Source organism: Streptococcus sp. LYSM12, from assembly GCF_004569635.1.
Lineage (GTDB): Bacteria > Bacillota > Bacilli > Lactobacillales > Streptococcaceae > Streptococcus.
Genome location: NZ_SPOZ01000007.1, coordinates 44,625 through 60,923, shown reverse-complemented (window position 1 = coordinate 60,923; position 16,299 = coordinate 44,625). Strand labels below are relative to the sequence as shown.

Here is a 16,299-nt window from a genome sequence, read left to right as displayed (position 1 = left end):
ATCACTTCGCCTTTTCGTTTAATCTTTCCAAAGTTCTTTTACTTTTGCTTGTACTTCTTGATTTTCTAAGAATTCATCATAGGTTTCATCAATGCGATCAATAACCCCATTTTTGGAAATGATGATAATATGATTGGCTAAGGTTTGAACGAACTCATGATCATGGCTGGCAAAGATGATAGATTCTTTGAAAGCTTTTAGTCCATCGTTCAAACTAGAAATTGATTCCAAATCTAGGTGATTGGTTGGATCGTCAAGGACAAGGACATTTGATTTGAGTAGCATGAGTTTTGAGAGCATCACGCGCACTTTTTCTCCCCCTGAGAGAACATTAACAGGCTTATTAACCTCATCACCAGAAAAGAGCATACGTCCCAAGAAGCCACGCAAGAAAGTATTGTCATCTTCTTCCTTACTTGCAAATTGACGGAGCCAATCAAGAATAGATTCATCGCTTGCGAAATCACGACTATTATCTTTTGGTAGATAAGACTGACTGGTAGTCACTCCCCACTTGATTGTCCCTTCATACTCGATGTCTCCCATGAGGGCGCGGATAAGTGCTGTTGTTTGAATATCATTTTGACCGATCAGGGCCGTCTTATCACCTGGACGAAGGATAAAGCTGATATTGTCTAAAATCACCTCATCGTCAATCGTAATTTTCAAGTTTTCAACGGTTACTAAGTCATTTCCAATTTCTCGTTCGGCCTTAAAGTTGATAAATGGGTATTTACGGCTGGATGGGATGATTTCTTCTAGTTCAATCTTATCCAGCATTTTCTTACGTGAAGTGGCTTGTTTCGATTTGGAAGCATTAGCAGAAAAGCGAGCAACGAATTCTTGTAATTCCTTGATTTTCTCTTCTGCCTTGGCATTGCGATCCGCTTGCAATTTAGCAGCCAATTCGCTTGATTGTTTCCAGAAATCATAGTTTCCAACGAAGATTTTGATTTTGCCAAAGTCTAGGTCAGCCATGTGTGTACATACTTTATTCAAGAAATGACGATCGTGAGACACGACAATGACTGTATTTTCAAAGTCAATCAAAAATTCCTCGAGCCAGTTAATGGATTGGATATCAAGACCGTTGGTTGGCTCATCTAGTAGCAAGACATCTGGTTTACCAAAGAGAGCCTTGGCTAAGAGAACTTTTACCTTTTCTCCGTTGGTCAATTCGCTCATATTTTGGTAATGAAGATTTTCTGCAATGTTCAAATTTTGCAAGAGTTGAGAGGCTTCACTTTCTGCTTCCCAGCCACCTAATTCAGCGAATTCCCCCTCTAGTTCAGCAGCGCGGACACCATCTTCATCTGAAAAGTCTTCTTTCATATAAATGGCATCTTTTTCTTTCATGATGCTATAAAGTTGAGCATTCCCCATAATCACGACATCAATCACTCGCTCCTCTTCATAGTCAAAGTGATTTTGGCGTAGAACAGAGAGACGCTCATCCGGTCCGAGGGAAATATGACCAGTCGTAGGCTCAATATCTCCTGCTAAAATTTTAAGGAAAGTTGATTTTCCGGCACCATTGGCCCCAATCAAGCCGTAGGTATTTCCTGCTGTAAACTTAATGTTGACATCGTCAAATAATTTTCGATCGCTAAAACGAAGCGATACATCTGATACTGTAAGCAATACAATTCTCCTATTTTCTATGGTTAGTCTTATTCTACTCTAAACGAACCAATTTTTCAATTGAAACTACATTGGAATGAGAATATCATTCTCCAAATTCTGATGCGTCTTTTGTAAACTAAAACCTCTTCCCCTCACTTGGGTAGCAGGCATGACGACAATAAAGGCTGTTTCATCGATAGCAAGGATGTTCGTTTCTAATTTTTGATATTCGAGCCGTGCAACAGTTGTCATGAGCATACGATTTTCCTGACCGGTAAAGCCACCGATGATAGGAAGTTCTGTTACACCACGATCAGCAACCTTTGTGATGTATTCCTTGATTTTAGTATGTTTTTTGGAAATAATCAGGATATTCCTTGAGGAATCAGCTCCTGCCATGACAAGATTGACAATGTATGTAATGGAGAGTAAAGAAAGGATTGAGTACATTACGGTATCCGTATCAAAGGCGACAAATCCAAGTCCTACGACAATCCCATCTACAAATGCCATGCTGGTTCCAAGTGGAATCGGTGTATACTTTTCAAATAGTTGAATAATGATGCCTGTACCACCAGTTGATGAATGTCCGATGAAGACCAATCCAAGACCAAATCCTAGAATAGCACCTCCAAAAATTGCTGCCAGAAGTGTATTGTGTGTCAAGGTTGGTAAACCTGCTGTCAACTTGATGAAAATTGGATAAATCCAGGCACCATAGACGGTTTTAATAAAGACTTCTTTTCCCAAACAGAAAAAACAAAGGAGTAAGAGAGGGATATTGGCATAGAGTACAAAATTAGCGGTATTCCAACCAAATAAGGCATTCATACTGATAGCTAGACCCCCAACTCCTCCAGAAGCAATGTGATTGTCAACAAACATACTGTTAAAGGCAACAGCAGAAATAAGAGATCCAACTGTTACAAATGCAAAATCTTTTAATTTTTGTTTCATCGTAAGTATCCTATCTGTCAATGTCCAGCTTCTATTATCCATAATTCTAAGCTTGTCGTCAAGTTATTGTAAGTGGTAAGAGTTTTTAGAATAAGAAATAATCCTGTATTTATGAGGAGAACGGAGAAATCTGTTCTCCTTTTTGTTCGCTTAAAATCTCATAAAGAAAGGAGTTTTACCATGAAGGGATTGGAAATTGTGATGGATATTGACACTTTAGAAATCTATGAAGTTATTGACCACGATCAGGAAGTGAGTTTAGATGTAACTGAAGAAAATGCTGATTCTATTTCAAGTCAACAGGTATCACAAGTTATGTTCTATCAGATGAATTTATTTGAAGAGATGAACTTGGTAAATACGTCTTAAAAGGTGATTACAATGAGGTATAACTAGGAGGCTAGAATGATTAGAAATAAATTTTATAATCAGTTAATCAATAGCGAGACAATGGGGTTTGTTGATCCTCTAACTGATTTAGGTGAGTTCGATTCTATTCAGCTGAAGTTTAAAGAGCCTGTTAGGAACTTAGTAAATAAGTACTCTGGTAAACCTTATAATCTGAATTGGCAGGATAAAATCGAAAAAATGAGAGTGCTGTATATCCAATATCAGAAAAGCTTGATATTGGAAGACCAAGAACAAGCTATCCATAATAGAGTTAGAAATAAGGAGTCTAAGGAACATGTTCATGAAATTGTTACAACATATTTGAAGCTAGGATTCAAGTTCAAAGAGATTGAAGCAAAGGTTTCTTTGTTTAATACACGTCTTCGACGAAACTGGAAGAGAAGTGATTATGTAACAACTACAAGTCCTGAATTTTATTTGAAAAGAGACTTACAGGATGGTTACTGTATGCCAAAATCTTCTCTTCCTACTAGTATGAAAGTTAATTAAAGGAGATGTTATGAGACATGAGGAAATAGAGACAGGAATTTGTAGAAGATGTAGCTGTAATTGGATAACACCTTTTATTGATGATGAGTATGGTGCCTGTTGGTGGCTCGATAAGAATAGGACTTTATGTAGTCACTGTTTCTATGAATTTAATGATGAGCTTTCTCAAATGAAAGTGTACTATCGCCCTGGTCGTTATTGGCTTGAAAGGGATAAAGGATTTGCTGAAAAAATCCTGACAAATCCTAAAGCTCACTGGGTTTATGATATGGAACACGATGTCCTGTGTGTCATTACCTTGGGCGATCATATTGGTGCTGTTCGGTTTATTGCAAAAAAATTCTATGGCCTAGATTGTATATATCGTGAAGAAATTTCTAAATGGCAAGAAATTATCGCTAAGAATATGATTTTTTATAATGCAATGGTAGATGATCCAGAACATTATGCCTAGCATTTACCACGAAAGTATCGACTGGAGGATTGAGATGGATAACAAGATTATATCTAAAGTACAAAATCTACTTGAATTGGCTTATGATGCTCCAAATGATGAAGAAGGGCAAACAGCTCTTCTGATGGCTCAAAAATTGATGGTTAAACATAATCTATCTATGAGTGACGTGACGACTGCTAAGACCAAAAACAATATTGGTGAAACAGTAGGTACGAGGGAATATCGTTTGCCTTGGTGGCAAGAAAAACTTGCAGCTATTCTCGGTGAAAATTTTAGGTGTCAGACAATTAGGAGAAGACTTCCTGATGATGGCATCACTCAGATTATTTTCTTTGGGTATCATTCGGATGCTGAATTGTGTACCAAAGTGTATGAAGGAGCGATTTTATATCTGAAGTATAGATTAAAACGACTCTTTCCTACAATTACAAAAGCAAGATGGAAAGATTATAAGAAGTCTTACTTGCTTGGTTTCTTAGATGGACTGGATCAACGCTTCAAAATACAGGTTCAATCATCAGAAGAATTTGCTTTGATGGTACAGATTCCTGCTGAGGTTCTAGAAGAACAGAGGCTCCGTATGGGAGATTTAAAAAGTAGGACTATTAACATTGAAATTGAAATTGATTCTGAGGCGTATATTACAGGGCTCGAACATGCAAAAGAAACAAGACTAATGCCAAAGGAACTACTAGAATGAACCAAATAAACCAACAAATAGAAGACTGTATCGCTGAATTAGAAAACTATAGTCCCTCACTTGCTAAATTGTCAAATATCCAATATGCTTTGCTGAAGCAGACGAAAGAGAGGACAACAGATTTTGAAGATTTTTTGAATAATCTAAAGGGTTCAGTGGCAATTTTTAAGAAAGGATGATTTGATATTGGAGGGATTTACTATGAATACCATTCTTATAACAATTTCTATTTCAGTTTTGGTATTAGGATATTATCACTATTATAAACAAAAAAAGAGGCAACAAACCATTTATCTTAGCGATATTGTGGAAGAAATCCATCAATTAGTCTCTCAGATGATAATCATGCAAGGACAACAGCTGTTGCTTATGAGATTATCCAATTATCTTTGTAGAAGCATCACCTGTCCATATCGTGATGTATATATTGAAATATATGAAATTGCTAAGGTAGCTCCATGGATTTTCGATAAGTTATATGCTTATGAATCAAGTAAGAGAAAGCCTTACTTTTGGGAAAGAGAGACAATCGACTTTCCTACTAAGTTTGAGATTTTAAAACGAGCAGATAGTCTATTTCCGACACATAAAGAAATAAGGAAGACCTAGATGGTAAAACAGATAGAGGAAATCTATAACCTAATCCTCAAAGATGGATTAAGAAAAACTAAATTTAAGAATAGTCACCTAAAATTAGTCTCTTCAGCTGAAGAAGGAAAGCGTGGAGCGGTCTTTGCCTACCGTTCTAAAGAAAATATGGTGAAGGCATGCGGGCTTGTTCTGACATCGATGGAAGCTATTTTAGAGAATCAGGATAGCTTTACTCACTGGACACCCAATGTTTATCGTTTTGGCGCTTATAGTGATGATAAACGTCGAGTGACACGTGGTCACTCTGAGGATAATCTGAGACAAATTAACACGTTTTATATTGATTTTGATATTACGTCTTCAGCTGAAGAAATGACTTCTGGAGACATCTTAACAGCTGCTATCGATTTAGGTTTTATGCCAACACTGATTCTAAAATCAGATAAAGGCTACCAGGCTTATTTTGTGCTGGAGACACCAGCTTACGTGACGGCTCATTCACAGTTTCGAGTGATCAAAGTGGCTAAAGCTATCTCACAAAACTTGAGGAACTATTTTGCTCAAACTTTGCCAGTTGATATGACCTGTAATCACTTTGGTATTGCACGGATGCCACGAACAGACAATATCGAGTTTTATCATACAGATTACACGTACTCGTTTCAGGAGTGGTTAGATTGGTCTATGAAACAGTCTGATTTACCGTTTCCTAGTAAGAAACCTAACCTAACAGTTATTTCAGGATCTGAAGGTGTGAAACAGATTGATGAGCCTTGGTATCAAATACTTATGAATGAGTCAAACATTAAGGGAGCGAAAGCCTTGATGGGACGAAACAACGTTCTCTTCACACTAGCCTTAGCCAACTTCTCTAGCGGTGTCTCTCAGGCCGATTGTGAGAATGTTTTGGATGATTTTAATGAACACTTGGCCGAACCGCTCACTCAGGACGAGTTCTTCAAAGTGATTACTTCAGCTTACTCAGGAAAATATGAGGCTGCAAGTCGAGATTTTGTCATTCTTCTGTGTAAAGCCTGGGTTAACGAGAATTTGAAAGCCTCTGATTTATTTGTCAAGCAAAGATGGTATAAGTTCAAAAAGAAACGTGCTGAACGTAAACATAGTCACTTACATGAGTGGAAGGCTGATGTGATGGCTTATTTAGAAGGCTTCTATCAGTCTGAAGACCCTTTTATTCAGACGACTAAAAAAACGATCAGGGAAGCGTTAAATATTCCTGAGCGATCACTAGATAAGGTCCTCAAATCTCTTAAAGCTGACAACAAGATTTTCTTTGTGGTTAAGTCTGGCCGTGGTGGAGGTATTAGACTGGCTTCTGTAAAAGCGATTGTCCTTTCACTTATCCAGGTGAAAAAAGAGCGCCAGGAGGCTTATTTTGGCAATATTGCTGCTTTCTTTGAAGAAAACCTAGGGTTCACTAAATCGGTGATAGAAAGGGTTAGAAATGGCCTTAAACAAACAAAACAAGTGTCCTTATTTGAAGCAGATATTGGTTGATTATCCGAAAAAATTCTAAACCCGCAAACTGCCATTACATTTATATCTCTGATACTGGCAAGCAAATCAGAGAGGAAAAATAGTAATGCCAATCAACAGTAATAACTAAAAAAGATGAGGTGAAAATAAATGTGGAACGTGATTATAGTATCTAGTGTAGCTTTAGCTGTTCTAGGATTAGTATTATTTGTCTTAGGATGTCTTAGTTGTAGCCATAGAATGAGATATATCAATGGTTATGATATAGAGCTAGAAAGAGACTACAAAGAATTTGTAGAACAAATGAGAAAGAGAGGGGTATAGATGAAATACGTTATTTTTAGTTTTCAAGATGGAGACTATATTTGTGATAATCAGGGGCGTTTATTGATTTTTGAGAGTAGGGGATTAGCTTGTCAATATATGCAGGTACATTACCATAACCCGTTACCCGTTCAGAGAACGAAAAGGATTATTCATTACCCGAAGTACTATCAGGCTCCTTTTAGAGTTCAGAAGATTTGTTAGGAGGGATGGAATGGTTAATATTAAGATTGTACGTGGATACTATTTGACAGGTTTAGGACAGGAACCACTGGCTTATTATTTTAAGATAACAGAGGATTTTCCAGAGTTTAGGACGATAAAATCTGGAGATGCCGCTTTGACTTTTTATCAGAATGGAGAGGCCATTACCAGTATACCTGCATTGATAAGAGTAGATGGTGTCATTGAGGTGGAGAAGCAGGTGCTTGAATTTCTTAAAAGTGAGAAGAAGGATCATTTTCCAATGCTACCATTAGTTGGAGTATATGAACATTTTGACCCATTACGATTCAATGGTGTGATGACGGTCTTTGAAGGTTTAAAAGCAGAAATTAAACGTTTGGCTAAAGTGAACTACGTTCAAGGAGACTTGTTCGAGTTTATACAGGGAGGTGAAGGATAATGGATGATAGATTTAAGATACCAAAACTGGTTTTAGGTACATTAGTAGTTGTTGGAATGTTATTCTTTGCAGTTTTTGGTGTGCAGACCTTTTGGACTGAGCATGTGACCAAAGACTACGATAAATACCTTACGGAACAAGTTTATGTTGATGTGGTGGTCAATCAGAACGCCAATTTAGTCTTTCATAAGACAGGCTGTCCTTACTGCGAGAAAGGAAAGAAAGCTGTTATTGAGGCGGCAGAAAAGAGTCCTTATCCGACGTTTTATATCGATGTGGAAACAGAAGATGGCCAAAATCTTGTGAAGAAATACCAGGTTGAAAAAGTAGCGACATTGATTACGATAAGAGAGGGTGAATTGAAGCTTTATTTGTATGCTGCTAAGGACAAAACAGGTGAGATTGAGGCTGATGAGAAGAGTATTAAGGAGGCTTTAAATGACACGAAAAACTAAGCTTAGTAAGTGGGCAGAAACAGCCTTTCAAATTGATACTGAACTATGGCGATCACAAACAACTGAAGGTATGGTTGTCTTAGGGAAACACCCTGATGGCATTTTTACCTTGCTCCGTTTCAATGATGAAGGTGGTCGCTTAACTCATATCTCAGAAAGTGAAGCTTTGTGGCTGACGCTGGAGCTAGCGCCAGAGAAAATGGATTATATTTAAGGCTAATGTGAGGAAGTAGAATGCAAACACTAGAAGAATTAAAGCACCATCGTGATACTTTGATTAAGGAGATAAACGAACTAGATACTCAAATCCAACAAGCAGAAGTGACATTTAAAGATATAAAGAGAACAACTATCAAGCAGCAGTTTAAGCAAGCACTGGGAACCTTATTAAAACTAATCATTTGGATCAGTTTCTTTTTAGCAAGAATAGCTTTCTTTTATTATCTTTGTCGTCCATTTTTTTCCTTTCGATGGATGGCTGTTTTATTTGCTATTTGGCTATCTTGTGGTTCAGACTTTCTTTATACCGAAGGTAAAGCATGGATTCAAGGAATATGGAAAGGAGAAAAATGTGATAGAAAGACTAAAAAAATGGATTGAAATTATAAAATCCAGTTCAATTGCTAAACCATTTACCGCAACTAATAGATGGTTTCAAGACAACGTGATTAAGCGAAAGCTAGTTATTTTTTCAGTATTATTTACAGCTTGGATAAGCTTATTATTGGGAGCTATTTATTCTCCACAAAGACAAACCTATACTGACGAACAGCTCAAAACAAAGCGAACATTTGTCAATGGAACAGGGGAAATTAGACTATCTAGCCAAACCTATTCTCCTGAAACAGGCATTATTGTTCTTCAGTTTGAAACGAAGGATTCCACCTCTCCAGTTGATCGTGGTATTGATACCAAACGCCTCAAATGGGACCTGTATGCTCAGAAAAAAACAACAGATACAAGAATGGAAATCGTCCCAATTGTGGACAATAAGATTTCTGTGATTATCCGAAATGTACCGGATAATTTTGGAGCCTATGCAATCGATATTACGAATATGACAGTTGTTACTAATTCAATTGATATTGATGTGTCTAGTTCCTCTGATGACCAGGAGGAACCTTCTAAGATAATAGAAAATGATAATAATAATGTTGTTCAATTCTATGTGACGACTCAAAATAGTAGGCTTAAAAAAGAAAAGATAAAAAGCGTTTCTCGTGAAGAATTTGCCTTATTAGAAATCACAGAAGAGAAGACTTTCCAGGAAGGTCAGATTGAAAAGTTGAATCACTCTATTGAGCAATTGAAGATCTCTATTGAGGATGACGAGTCTCGGAAATCTGGACTTCTCAAAGAAGCAGAATATCTCTCGGGTGATGATTTAGAGTCAAACCAAAAGGATATTGCAACTGTCGAAAGTAATATTGAAACTAAAAATAGATCCATTGAAACGGCAACTCGAAATATTGAAAAAGTCCAAGCTAAGATTATTAGTCTAGAGAAAAAAGAAGTAGCTGTCAAAGATGGCACCTTTGCGTTTTCAAATCCAATTGAAACAGTAGAGATGAAATAATAAAAGGAAAATATTATGAAAAACTATATTCAAAAATGGAAATCATTAAACAAAAACGGTCTTAAATTATCTCTTATTTGTGGCTTAAATTGGCTCATTGGATTTGTAGCTAAAAATCAATTTTATCTCTTCACATCAGCCTTGTTAGGCTTGCTGACCTATTATATGTCAAGAGAGTTTCAAGTGTTTACGGTGAATATTTTAGCGTTAATAGTTTTGCTAAAAGTGATAGTAGATGCTATCCAAGCAGTGTTGTCAAAAGTTAGACGAATAAAAAAATCTCTTTTACTTGGAGTGATGTACTTATTCTTTCTAGTTGGCAACGCTTATATTAAGCAACATGCTTTGACAGAATTTTTGGTCAATCGTCTCTTTACGCTTTGGATTAGTAGTCTTGTTTTGGCAAATCTTATCATCTTTATTCAGCCGAGATTATTTAAGGTCTATCTCTTCAAAAATGTGCTCAATAAAACCTAGATTAAATTCAAACTCAGTCGGAGAGCTACTTTTCTAAAAGAAGAGAAAGGATTTTGAAAGAATAGTTATAGAGTGGTTGCTCCCTAATTTAGATTGGGGAGCTTTTTATTTTTCCTGTGATTTGTCCCCTTAACACAGGAAATTTGATTATCCCTTATACTAAATATATCAAATAAAGGAGGCTATAACATGGCTAAGAAAAATCTCAATAAAATTGATTTAGAACTGGAAGAGGCGAAGAAAAAAGTTGCTTCTTTGGAAAATGAACGAAAGGTCGCTGAAGAAAATCTTCAAAAGCAAATTGGTAAAGTCTACGTTCAGATTCAGTTAAAAAAAGACAACAATCAGACTTATGAAACCATTCTAGATGATCTCAAAACAGAGTTAGCGATCTTCAAGGAAGAGGAAAAAGCAAGACGTGAGGTAGCCCAAAAAGAACGAGAAGAAGCGAATCAATCAAGCTAAAATGCTCTATTTTTCAGTTGAATAACCCCTGAAAAAGGTGTGTGCTTTAGTGTGTTATGCTAGTGTGTCAAGGTGTGTTAAACGATGTTTTTAAACACCTGTAGCGTGTGTTTTCGTGTGGTATACGATGATTACCACCGCACAAAGTGTGTGTGTTTTATGTAGGCGTAGCCGAGAAAATTGGGGACACGGGAAACGTTGATACTATCAACTCCCAGCAGTACGGTGGGACAGTTTCCCTTATGCTCTTTTCATGGGCTAGAACACATTAGGTGGGTTAGCTCTTGAAAAACCGCAAAAGTAGAAAATTTATTTTCGTGACGTTGCGAGGTTGAGGTTTTCTTTTTTGCTTCTTTTTTGAAAGGAGATGGTTATTTTTATATGGTAACGAGAAGAACAGAGTTAAAAATACGTGGATTAACTGACAAAGAAATTGACTATTTAAAGGCTCAGTCAAAGAGAATGAAATCAAAATCATTTAATGATTTTTTAGTTCGTGTCTTGCGTGAAAAGATTGAAAAGGATCAATTTAATTTGGTCGAAGCAAACTACTTGGCGCATTTAGAAAATATGAAATTGACATCAGATCATGTCTTGTTTTTGACCCAAAAACAGACAGACATTTTGGCAGAATTTGAAACTCAATTGGCTCGCTATGCCGACTATATTTCCCGCTGGTTAGAATATGAAGGGGAGGTAGAAAGTAGTGACTAAGGAAATTAGATTACGTAAAGTTCCTGATGAATTATTTGTTCACTTAGAGATGATGTCTGAAAAATTCCAGTATCCTAATCTTGCTGATTTTTTACTGTCTCAGTTGTATCGCATTGTCGAAAATGATGGTCTTGATTTATATGATAATAAGTTTGCGGAAATTTTGGCAGATATTAAAGAACAACAAGCTAACATCTTGGAACTACTACTGAAAAATGAAATCAAGTTACTAGCCTCTAGTGCCAAACAAGATATTGTTGAAGAATTAACCATTGATTGGTTACGATTTATGGATGATGTGAATGCTTTGGCTGCTGAAAGAGAAGCGGGAGGACGTTGATGAAGAAGAATAAATTTCTATTAACCAGTATTTTGTTTATCGTTATTTTTATCGTGCAACCCCAAAATTTTCAAACTCTAAAAAGTGCATTGACGCAAAATGATTTGGCCAGTCAGCTGAATATCTCGGATTCACCTGAAGAAAAAAATAGTGACTTAGGAAATGCACATCAAACACAAAATGAAGAATTAAAATCAAAAGTGTTTGATGGTCAACATCAAGTCATAGTGGTTAATGATAAGGCGCAATTTACGACAGAAGAATTGAGCTTGAAAAATGGTTCATGGGAACAATATAGTGACCTTGATTTTTTGAATCGTGTGGGGGTTGCTGAAGCAATGTTGGGTAAAGACTTAATGCCAACAAGTGAACGTGAAGATATTTCATCTGTGGAACCAACTGGCTGGAAAAATAAAAAAATCAACTTCAACGGAAAGCAAGATTATCTATATAATCGGTCTCATCTAATAGGATTTCAATTGAGTGGTGAGAATGCAAATGTGAAAAATCTTTTTACAGGTACACGTGCGCTTAATGCCAATTTTGAAAATGAAAAATCGTCAATGGTTTACTATGAAAATTTAGTCGCCAATTATATAAAAGAGACAGAACATCGTGTCCGCTATAGAGTAACGCCTATTTTTAAAAACGTAGAATTAGTTGCTCGTGGTATTCGTTTAGAAGCACAAAGTGTTGAAGATGATACTGTATCTTTTGATGTTTATATTTTTAACGTTCAACCAGAATATGAGATTCATTATTTAACAGGAACTTCCAAAAAATTACAGTAAAGGGGAAATAATGGCAACTAGAATTAATATCTATTTTAACGAAGAAACACTACAAAAGTTTTCTGAAATCAAAGCCTACTTATTAGCAGATGTAGGGGAAAGTTTAGAATGTCCAGGTCAGAAACAGTCAGCGACTGTTGTTAAGTTGATTGATGTTTTCTATAAACTTTTTTTGGAAACTGAAGATAAACAAAATTTTTCAGAGAGATTGTCTCGGCTGGAAAAAAATTTGACCAACTCAGATGAGAGGCGTTCTTTAAAATCTATCCGTCGTCAATTGGATCAGCTACTTTATTTAGAATTGACTAATTTCCATGCCATCACAAAAGGCGATGATTTTGATATTCAAGATTTAGAGTCTGTTCATTCTCGTTTTGATCCAGCTCAACATGAATTGATGGCTAGAATTGATGACCTCATTAAAGAAGATGTGGCACGTGGCCAAACAATTAAGAACTCACATTAAGGATAATTAAAATGGCTGATATAGTTGATATATATTTAGAAACAGGAGATTTTCATGAGGCAGTAAAGCAATCTGGATTAACGATTCATATTGCACACTTGAAATTAATAAAGAGCGGCTGCTTGAAAATTCAAGATAAAATTCAGTACGGTTCTAGAACAGCAAAACTGGGAGGAATGGCAGAAGAACTCTTTCAAAAATATGTTCCAGAAGCAACAGATGCTAATAAATATTTTAAGAAAAATAATCCTGTCTATGATTTTTGGTTTGATGGTTTGACGATTGATGTTAAGTATAGTTCCTTACATAAAAAGAAAAATGGGAACTCTCAACATTGGCAATTTAGAACAAATGGTAGTCAAGATTTTATCGTAGCTTTCCTAGAACGTGAAAGTGGTTCAGAATTGAATCAGCCAAATATTTTATTAGTTCCTATGCAATTTATTGAAGTTAAAAAAGAGTTGCATGTCTCTCAATCTGGACCGTGGTTTCAAGATTTTAAGGTAGAACCTGAAGAACTTCAACCCCTGCTCAAAGATTATGTTCAATTAAGGAAAGATGGTTTATTTTGATTGAGAAAGGAGCATAAGTGATGAATGTATCGTCTAGTCCTAATATTACATTCATGCTTCAATATACAGAGGCTAATCCTCAGTATGTGGATTATACAAATCGTGATGAAGCTGTCAAAATTGATGACGAATTGTCCTTGGAAATGAATAGGCAAATGATTGAAGGATTGACTGAAGATGAGATGACTCGTATTCAGGATGCAGTTCCTGAAACACAGTTGAATTTTCGTGAGTATATTGATTATATGAATCGTTCTTATGCCACAGAGAAACAGTCTGAGGAACTGACGGCAGTCTTCACTCAGGAAGCAGACTATCTCCAGAAACGTCGATTAACCAACCTAAAAAATAAGTTAGAATTAGCTTATCAAAACGGCTCACTTCTTTGGCAAGGTGTTATTTCGTTTGATAATGCTTTTCTTGCGAAACAGGGATTGTATGATGTTGCAACTGGCCAAGTTGATCAAAAGGCGATTAAAGCGGCTATGCGTGATATGATGCCTACACTCATTCAGAAGGAAGGCCTTTCTGACACTGCTTTTTGGTGGGGAAATATCCACCTCAACACAGACAATATTCATATCCATTTTGGTTTATCTGAAGTAGAATCTAATCGTGAGAAAATATTTTATCGGCCACGTGGTCGCATGGAGTACAAGGGCAACTTCTCTCAGAAGACCATCAATCGATTTAAAAGTGGTGTTTATCACGGACTCTTAAAAGAGGAGACACGATCAAATCTTATCAGAAAAGAACAAGTGCTGGCTAATCTTAAAGCTAATTTAATGACCTCTGTTTATCAAGAAGACAAAATTATCTCTTCGGCTGAAAAAAATTTTTTGGAACAAGCTTACAATCACTTACCTCTTAATAAAAAATGGCGTTATGGATCAAATGCTAGGGATTTTGCGGTCAGTAAGTTCTTTCTTGATCGCTACCTTGATTCTTATTTACAAAATGAAGGTAGTGCTGCTTATCAAGAATTTCTACAAGAAACTAGGGAATTTCTGAAAACGTATGAAGGTGTCTATTCCACTGAAAAAAATCAAGTCTATGAGAAAATCCGCAAAGTCGATGGAAAAACCACTCGGGCATTAGCTGAATCAAAGGGATATGATTTAGAGCATCACTTGGCCCGTCGTGTGATGGATTTAAGAGAGCGTTTGGCCAATAATATCTTACGATCGTTTAGAGAGGCTGCTCCTCAAATTCAAGACGTTCAGCTGGAAAAAAATTTGGAAAACTTTTCGAGTTTGAATCAGAAGAAAATCTTAGAACAACTTCCTGAAGCAAGTGTTGTTAAAAGTTTGGAAGCCTGGCAAAAAATGGGCTATTTTGTGAGTGATGGGGAACAACCTCTTGAAATTATAAAACCGGTCTTTGAGGCCTATGATAAGCATGGAAAGGGGATTGGTAAGCCAGAATTTGTGTCAGATTATGTTTATGATGTCAGTCAGCTAACAGAAAATATTCAGCTAAAAACCTTGACTCTAAAAGACCTATCCTTATTATCATCAAGTGAGTTAAAAGAGTTGGTAGATGCTGCTAAGTCAAAACCTAGTCTAACGGAAAAAGAGCGTCGTGAATTAGGGACTTTCCGTTATGCTCTGAAACTTAGTATGTTAGAAGCTAGTCAGAAAGAGTTACAGGTTCGTCAAAAACTGTTAGAACAGATTCAACCACTAGCTTCTGATCAACCGTTTATCGACTTCAAAAAGCAGTCAATAGCTCAGGAATTAAAAGCCGTAGAATTACAATTGACTCCGAACTATAGGCTCTCAGAAGATGAGCAATTGCTGAAGCAACGCTTAAAGAGTCAGTTTGAGGATAGTGTTGCTCTTCCCATTTCAAAGGCAACTGCTGGAGCTATCCAGCTTCCTATCAGACAATTTCGGACAGAAATAGGGCTTGTTAGTCAAATTCAAGACGATAGTATTCTCACCTTGCTGAAGGGTTCTACAATCACCAAACAAGCCTATATTGAGGAACTTCAAACGCATGTCTCCATTTTTCAGCTGAAATATCAGATTAACAACAGGAATCATCAGATGGAACATTTATCAGATGAAGCAGCGGTTAAGGAAATGAAAATAGCCAACGCCCAGGGGGTTACAGAGTTGAAACACTTGTATGTTAAATTACAACCGACTGAAGACAATCAAAATCAAATTGCTCAAACAGTTTCTAAGCAGTTACAGGAGCGAAAAGTTATTAAAAAAGCTCAACTGCAACAGTCACAAGGAAGTAGCAGAATAAATACAGACTTCATGCGACAATTGACAGCTTCTCTCAAGCGGTCACAACAAGCCAATAAAAAGGCACTGATGGAACGTGCACGTAGTGATGAACGTGAAGAACAAGAAGAACGCAGACAAGCCCAACGTTAATGAGTCATTGATCAACTATCAATGGCTTTTTTTGTTGAAAAATTCCTATGGTTTGTCCCCTTAACGCAGAGAATGCCATTATCTCTTACACTAGAAGTAACTGTAGAAAAGGAGGTGAAGACCATGTTATATTTTCCAAGTATCTCAAAAGAAACGTTTGACTTTGAAGCGGACTGGTTGGTTAAGGCTATGGACGACAGTCAGAAGAAAATTCTTTTTGTAGGACAAGGAAAAAACGGTGATTTGGAGTTGGAACTAAACTATCAGGATAATCCAGAGCAATTTGACAGTCTTTCAGTAGGAGAACTGGTTCAACTACCAAGAGAACTGTTTGTTGTACACGAGACAACACCTTATCAACCAAAATATGAGTGCTTTTAGC

At 36.6% G+C, this 16,299-nt stretch carries 23 protein-coding genes and 1 pseudogene; 22 read left to right on the top strand and 2 right to left on the bottom strand.

Annotated features, from left to right (window positions below; genetic code table 11):
• Window positions 1–18 precede the first annotated feature (18 nt).
• Both E4T79_RS03505 and E4T79_RS03500 read right to left on the bottom strand, forming a co-directional pair.
• On the bottom strand, window positions 19–1,641 hold the full coding sequence (locus tag E4T79_RS03505; RefSeq protein ID WP_135027819.1) for an ATP-binding cassette domain-containing protein: 1,623 nt from the start codon (window positions 1,639–1,641) through the stop codon (window positions 19–21).
• A gap of 66 nt (window positions 1,642–1,707) precedes the next feature.
• A complete protein-coding gene (locus tag E4T79_RS03500; protein ID WP_135027816.1) occupies window positions 1,708–2,580 on the bottom strand; it encodes a YitT family protein in 873 nt (290 codons plus the stop codon).
• 180 nt (window positions 2,581–2,760) lie between these two features.
• On the opposite strand from E4T79_RS03500, the gene E4T79_RS03495 reads away from it, so the two are divergent.
• From E4T79_RS03495 to E4T79_RS03390, 22 genes and pseudogenes are all read left to right on the top strand, one after another.
• Window positions 2,761–2,949: a hypothetical protein gene (locus E4T79_RS03495; protein ID WP_135027813.1), complete on the top strand. Its 189-nt coding sequence runs from the start codon at window positions 2,761–2,763 to the stop codon at window positions 2,947–2,949.
• A gap of 36 nt (window positions 2,950–2,985) precedes the next feature.
• Complete coding sequence (locus E4T79_RS03490) at window positions 2,986–3,480, top strand: modification methylase Sau96I (protein ID WP_135027811.1); 495 nt, start codon at window positions 2,986–2,988, stop codon at window positions 3,478–3,480.
• A gap of 10 nt (window positions 3,481–3,490) precedes the next feature.
• Window positions 3,491–3,934: a hypothetical protein gene (locus E4T79_RS11295; protein WP_228063781.1), complete on the top strand. Its 444-nt coding sequence runs from the start codon at window positions 3,491–3,493 to the stop codon at window positions 3,932–3,934.
• Between the two features lie 34 nt (window positions 3,935–3,968).
• Window positions 3,969–4,637, top strand: coding sequence for a DUF2786 domain-containing protein (locus E4T79_RS03480; RefSeq protein ID WP_135027808.1), 669 nt, complete (start codon window positions 3,969–3,971; stop codon window positions 4,635–4,637).
• Window positions 4,634–4,816, top strand: coding sequence for a hypothetical protein (locus E4T79_RS03475; RefSeq protein ID WP_135027805.1), 183 nt, complete (start codon window positions 4,634–4,636; stop codon window positions 4,814–4,816). Before E4T79_RS03480 ends, E4T79_RS03475 begins: the two co-directional genes overlap by 4 nt.
• A 22-nt stretch (window positions 4,817–4,838) precedes the next feature.
• Window positions 4,839–5,246 (top strand): hypothetical protein, encoded by a 408-nt coding sequence (locus E4T79_RS03470; protein ID WP_135027802.1) that lies wholly within the window; start codon window positions 4,839–4,841, stop codon window positions 5,244–5,246.
• Window positions 5,247–6,746: a primase C-terminal domain-containing protein gene (locus E4T79_RS03465; protein WP_135027799.1), complete on the top strand. Its 1,500-nt coding sequence runs from the start codon at window positions 5,247–5,249 to the stop codon at window positions 6,744–6,746.
• A 303-nt stretch (window positions 6,747–7,049) separates the two neighbouring features.
• Window positions 7,050–7,253 (top strand): hypothetical protein, encoded by a 204-nt coding sequence (locus E4T79_RS11290; RefSeq protein WP_135027796.1) that lies wholly within the window; start codon window positions 7,050–7,052, stop codon window positions 7,251–7,253.
• A 10-nt stretch (window positions 7,254–7,263) separates the two neighbouring features.
• Entirely contained in the window at window positions 7,264–7,674 is a 411-nt protein-coding gene (locus tag E4T79_RS03455) for a hypothetical protein (RefSeq protein WP_135027793.1), read from the top strand.
• Window positions 7,674–8,129: a thioredoxin family protein gene (locus E4T79_RS03450; protein ID WP_135027790.1), complete on the top strand. Its 456-nt coding sequence runs from the start codon at window positions 7,674–7,676 to the stop codon at window positions 8,127–8,129. The genes E4T79_RS03455 and E4T79_RS03450 overlap by 1 nt, the downstream gene beginning before the upstream one ends.
• The gene (locus tag E4T79_RS03445) at window positions 8,113–8,343 is read left to right on the top strand and encodes a hypothetical protein (RefSeq protein WP_135027787.1); all 231 of its coding nucleotides are present in this window, start codon (window positions 8,113–8,115) and stop codon (window positions 8,341–8,343) included. Before E4T79_RS03450 ends, E4T79_RS03445 begins: the two co-directional genes overlap by 17 nt.
• A gap of 20 nt (window positions 8,344–8,363) precedes the next feature.
• Window positions 8,364–8,729: a hypothetical protein gene (locus tag E4T79_RS03440; protein ID WP_135027784.1), complete on the top strand. Its 366-nt coding sequence runs from the start codon at window positions 8,364–8,366 to the stop codon at window positions 8,727–8,729.
• Entirely contained in the window at window positions 8,701–9,705 is a 1,005-nt protein-coding gene (locus tag E4T79_RS03435; RefSeq protein WP_135027782.1) for a hypothetical protein, read from the top strand. Before E4T79_RS03440 ends, E4T79_RS03435 begins: the two co-directional genes overlap by 29 nt.
• A 15-nt stretch (window positions 9,706–9,720) precedes the next feature.
• Window positions 9,721–10,176: pseudogene (locus E4T79_RS03430) on the top strand (hypothetical protein); the annotation flags it as partial.
• 195 nt (window positions 10,177–10,371) lie between these two features.
• Window positions 10,372–10,647 (top strand): hypothetical protein, encoded by a 276-nt coding sequence (locus E4T79_RS03425; RefSeq protein ID WP_135027779.1) that lies wholly within the window; start codon window positions 10,372–10,374, stop codon window positions 10,645–10,647.
• 381 nt (window positions 10,648–11,028) lie between these two features.
• Window positions 11,029–11,361 (top strand): hypothetical protein, encoded by a 333-nt coding sequence (locus E4T79_RS03420; RefSeq protein WP_135027776.1) that lies wholly within the window; start codon window positions 11,029–11,031, stop codon window positions 11,359–11,361.
• The gene (locus E4T79_RS03415; protein ID WP_135027774.1) at window positions 11,354–11,701 is read left to right on the top strand and encodes a hypothetical protein; all 348 of its coding nucleotides are present in this window, start codon (window positions 11,354–11,356) and stop codon (window positions 11,699–11,701) included. Before E4T79_RS03420 ends, E4T79_RS03415 begins: the two co-directional genes overlap by 8 nt.
• Window positions 11,701–12,492 (top strand): DNA/RNA non-specific endonuclease, encoded by a 792-nt coding sequence (locus E4T79_RS03410; RefSeq protein WP_135027771.1) that lies wholly within the window; start codon window positions 11,701–11,703, stop codon window positions 12,490–12,492. Before E4T79_RS03415 ends, E4T79_RS03410 begins: the two co-directional genes overlap by 1 nt.
• A 10-nt stretch (window positions 12,493–12,502) precedes the next feature.
• Window positions 12,503–12,958, top strand: a complete 456-nt coding sequence (locus tag E4T79_RS03405; RefSeq protein WP_135027768.1) for a hypothetical protein — start codon at window positions 12,503–12,505, stop codon at window positions 12,956–12,958.
• 11 nt (window positions 12,959–12,969) lie between these two features.
• On the top strand, window positions 12,970–13,530 hold the full coding sequence (locus E4T79_RS03400) for a hypothetical protein (RefSeq protein ID WP_135027765.1): 561 nt from the start codon (window positions 12,970–12,972) through the stop codon (window positions 13,528–13,530).
• 20 nt (window positions 13,531–13,550) lie between these two features.
• On the top strand, window positions 13,551–15,917 hold the full coding sequence (gene mobP2, locus E4T79_RS03395) for a MobP2 family relaxase (RefSeq protein WP_135027752.1): 2,367 nt from the start codon (window positions 13,551–13,553) through the stop codon (window positions 15,915–15,917).
• Window positions 15,918–16,040: 123 nt separating this feature from the next.
• On the top strand, window positions 16,041–16,298 hold the full coding sequence (locus E4T79_RS03390) for a hypothetical protein (RefSeq protein WP_135027749.1): 258 nt from the start codon (window positions 16,041–16,043) through the stop codon (window positions 16,296–16,298).
• Window position 16,299 lies beyond the last annotated feature (1 nt).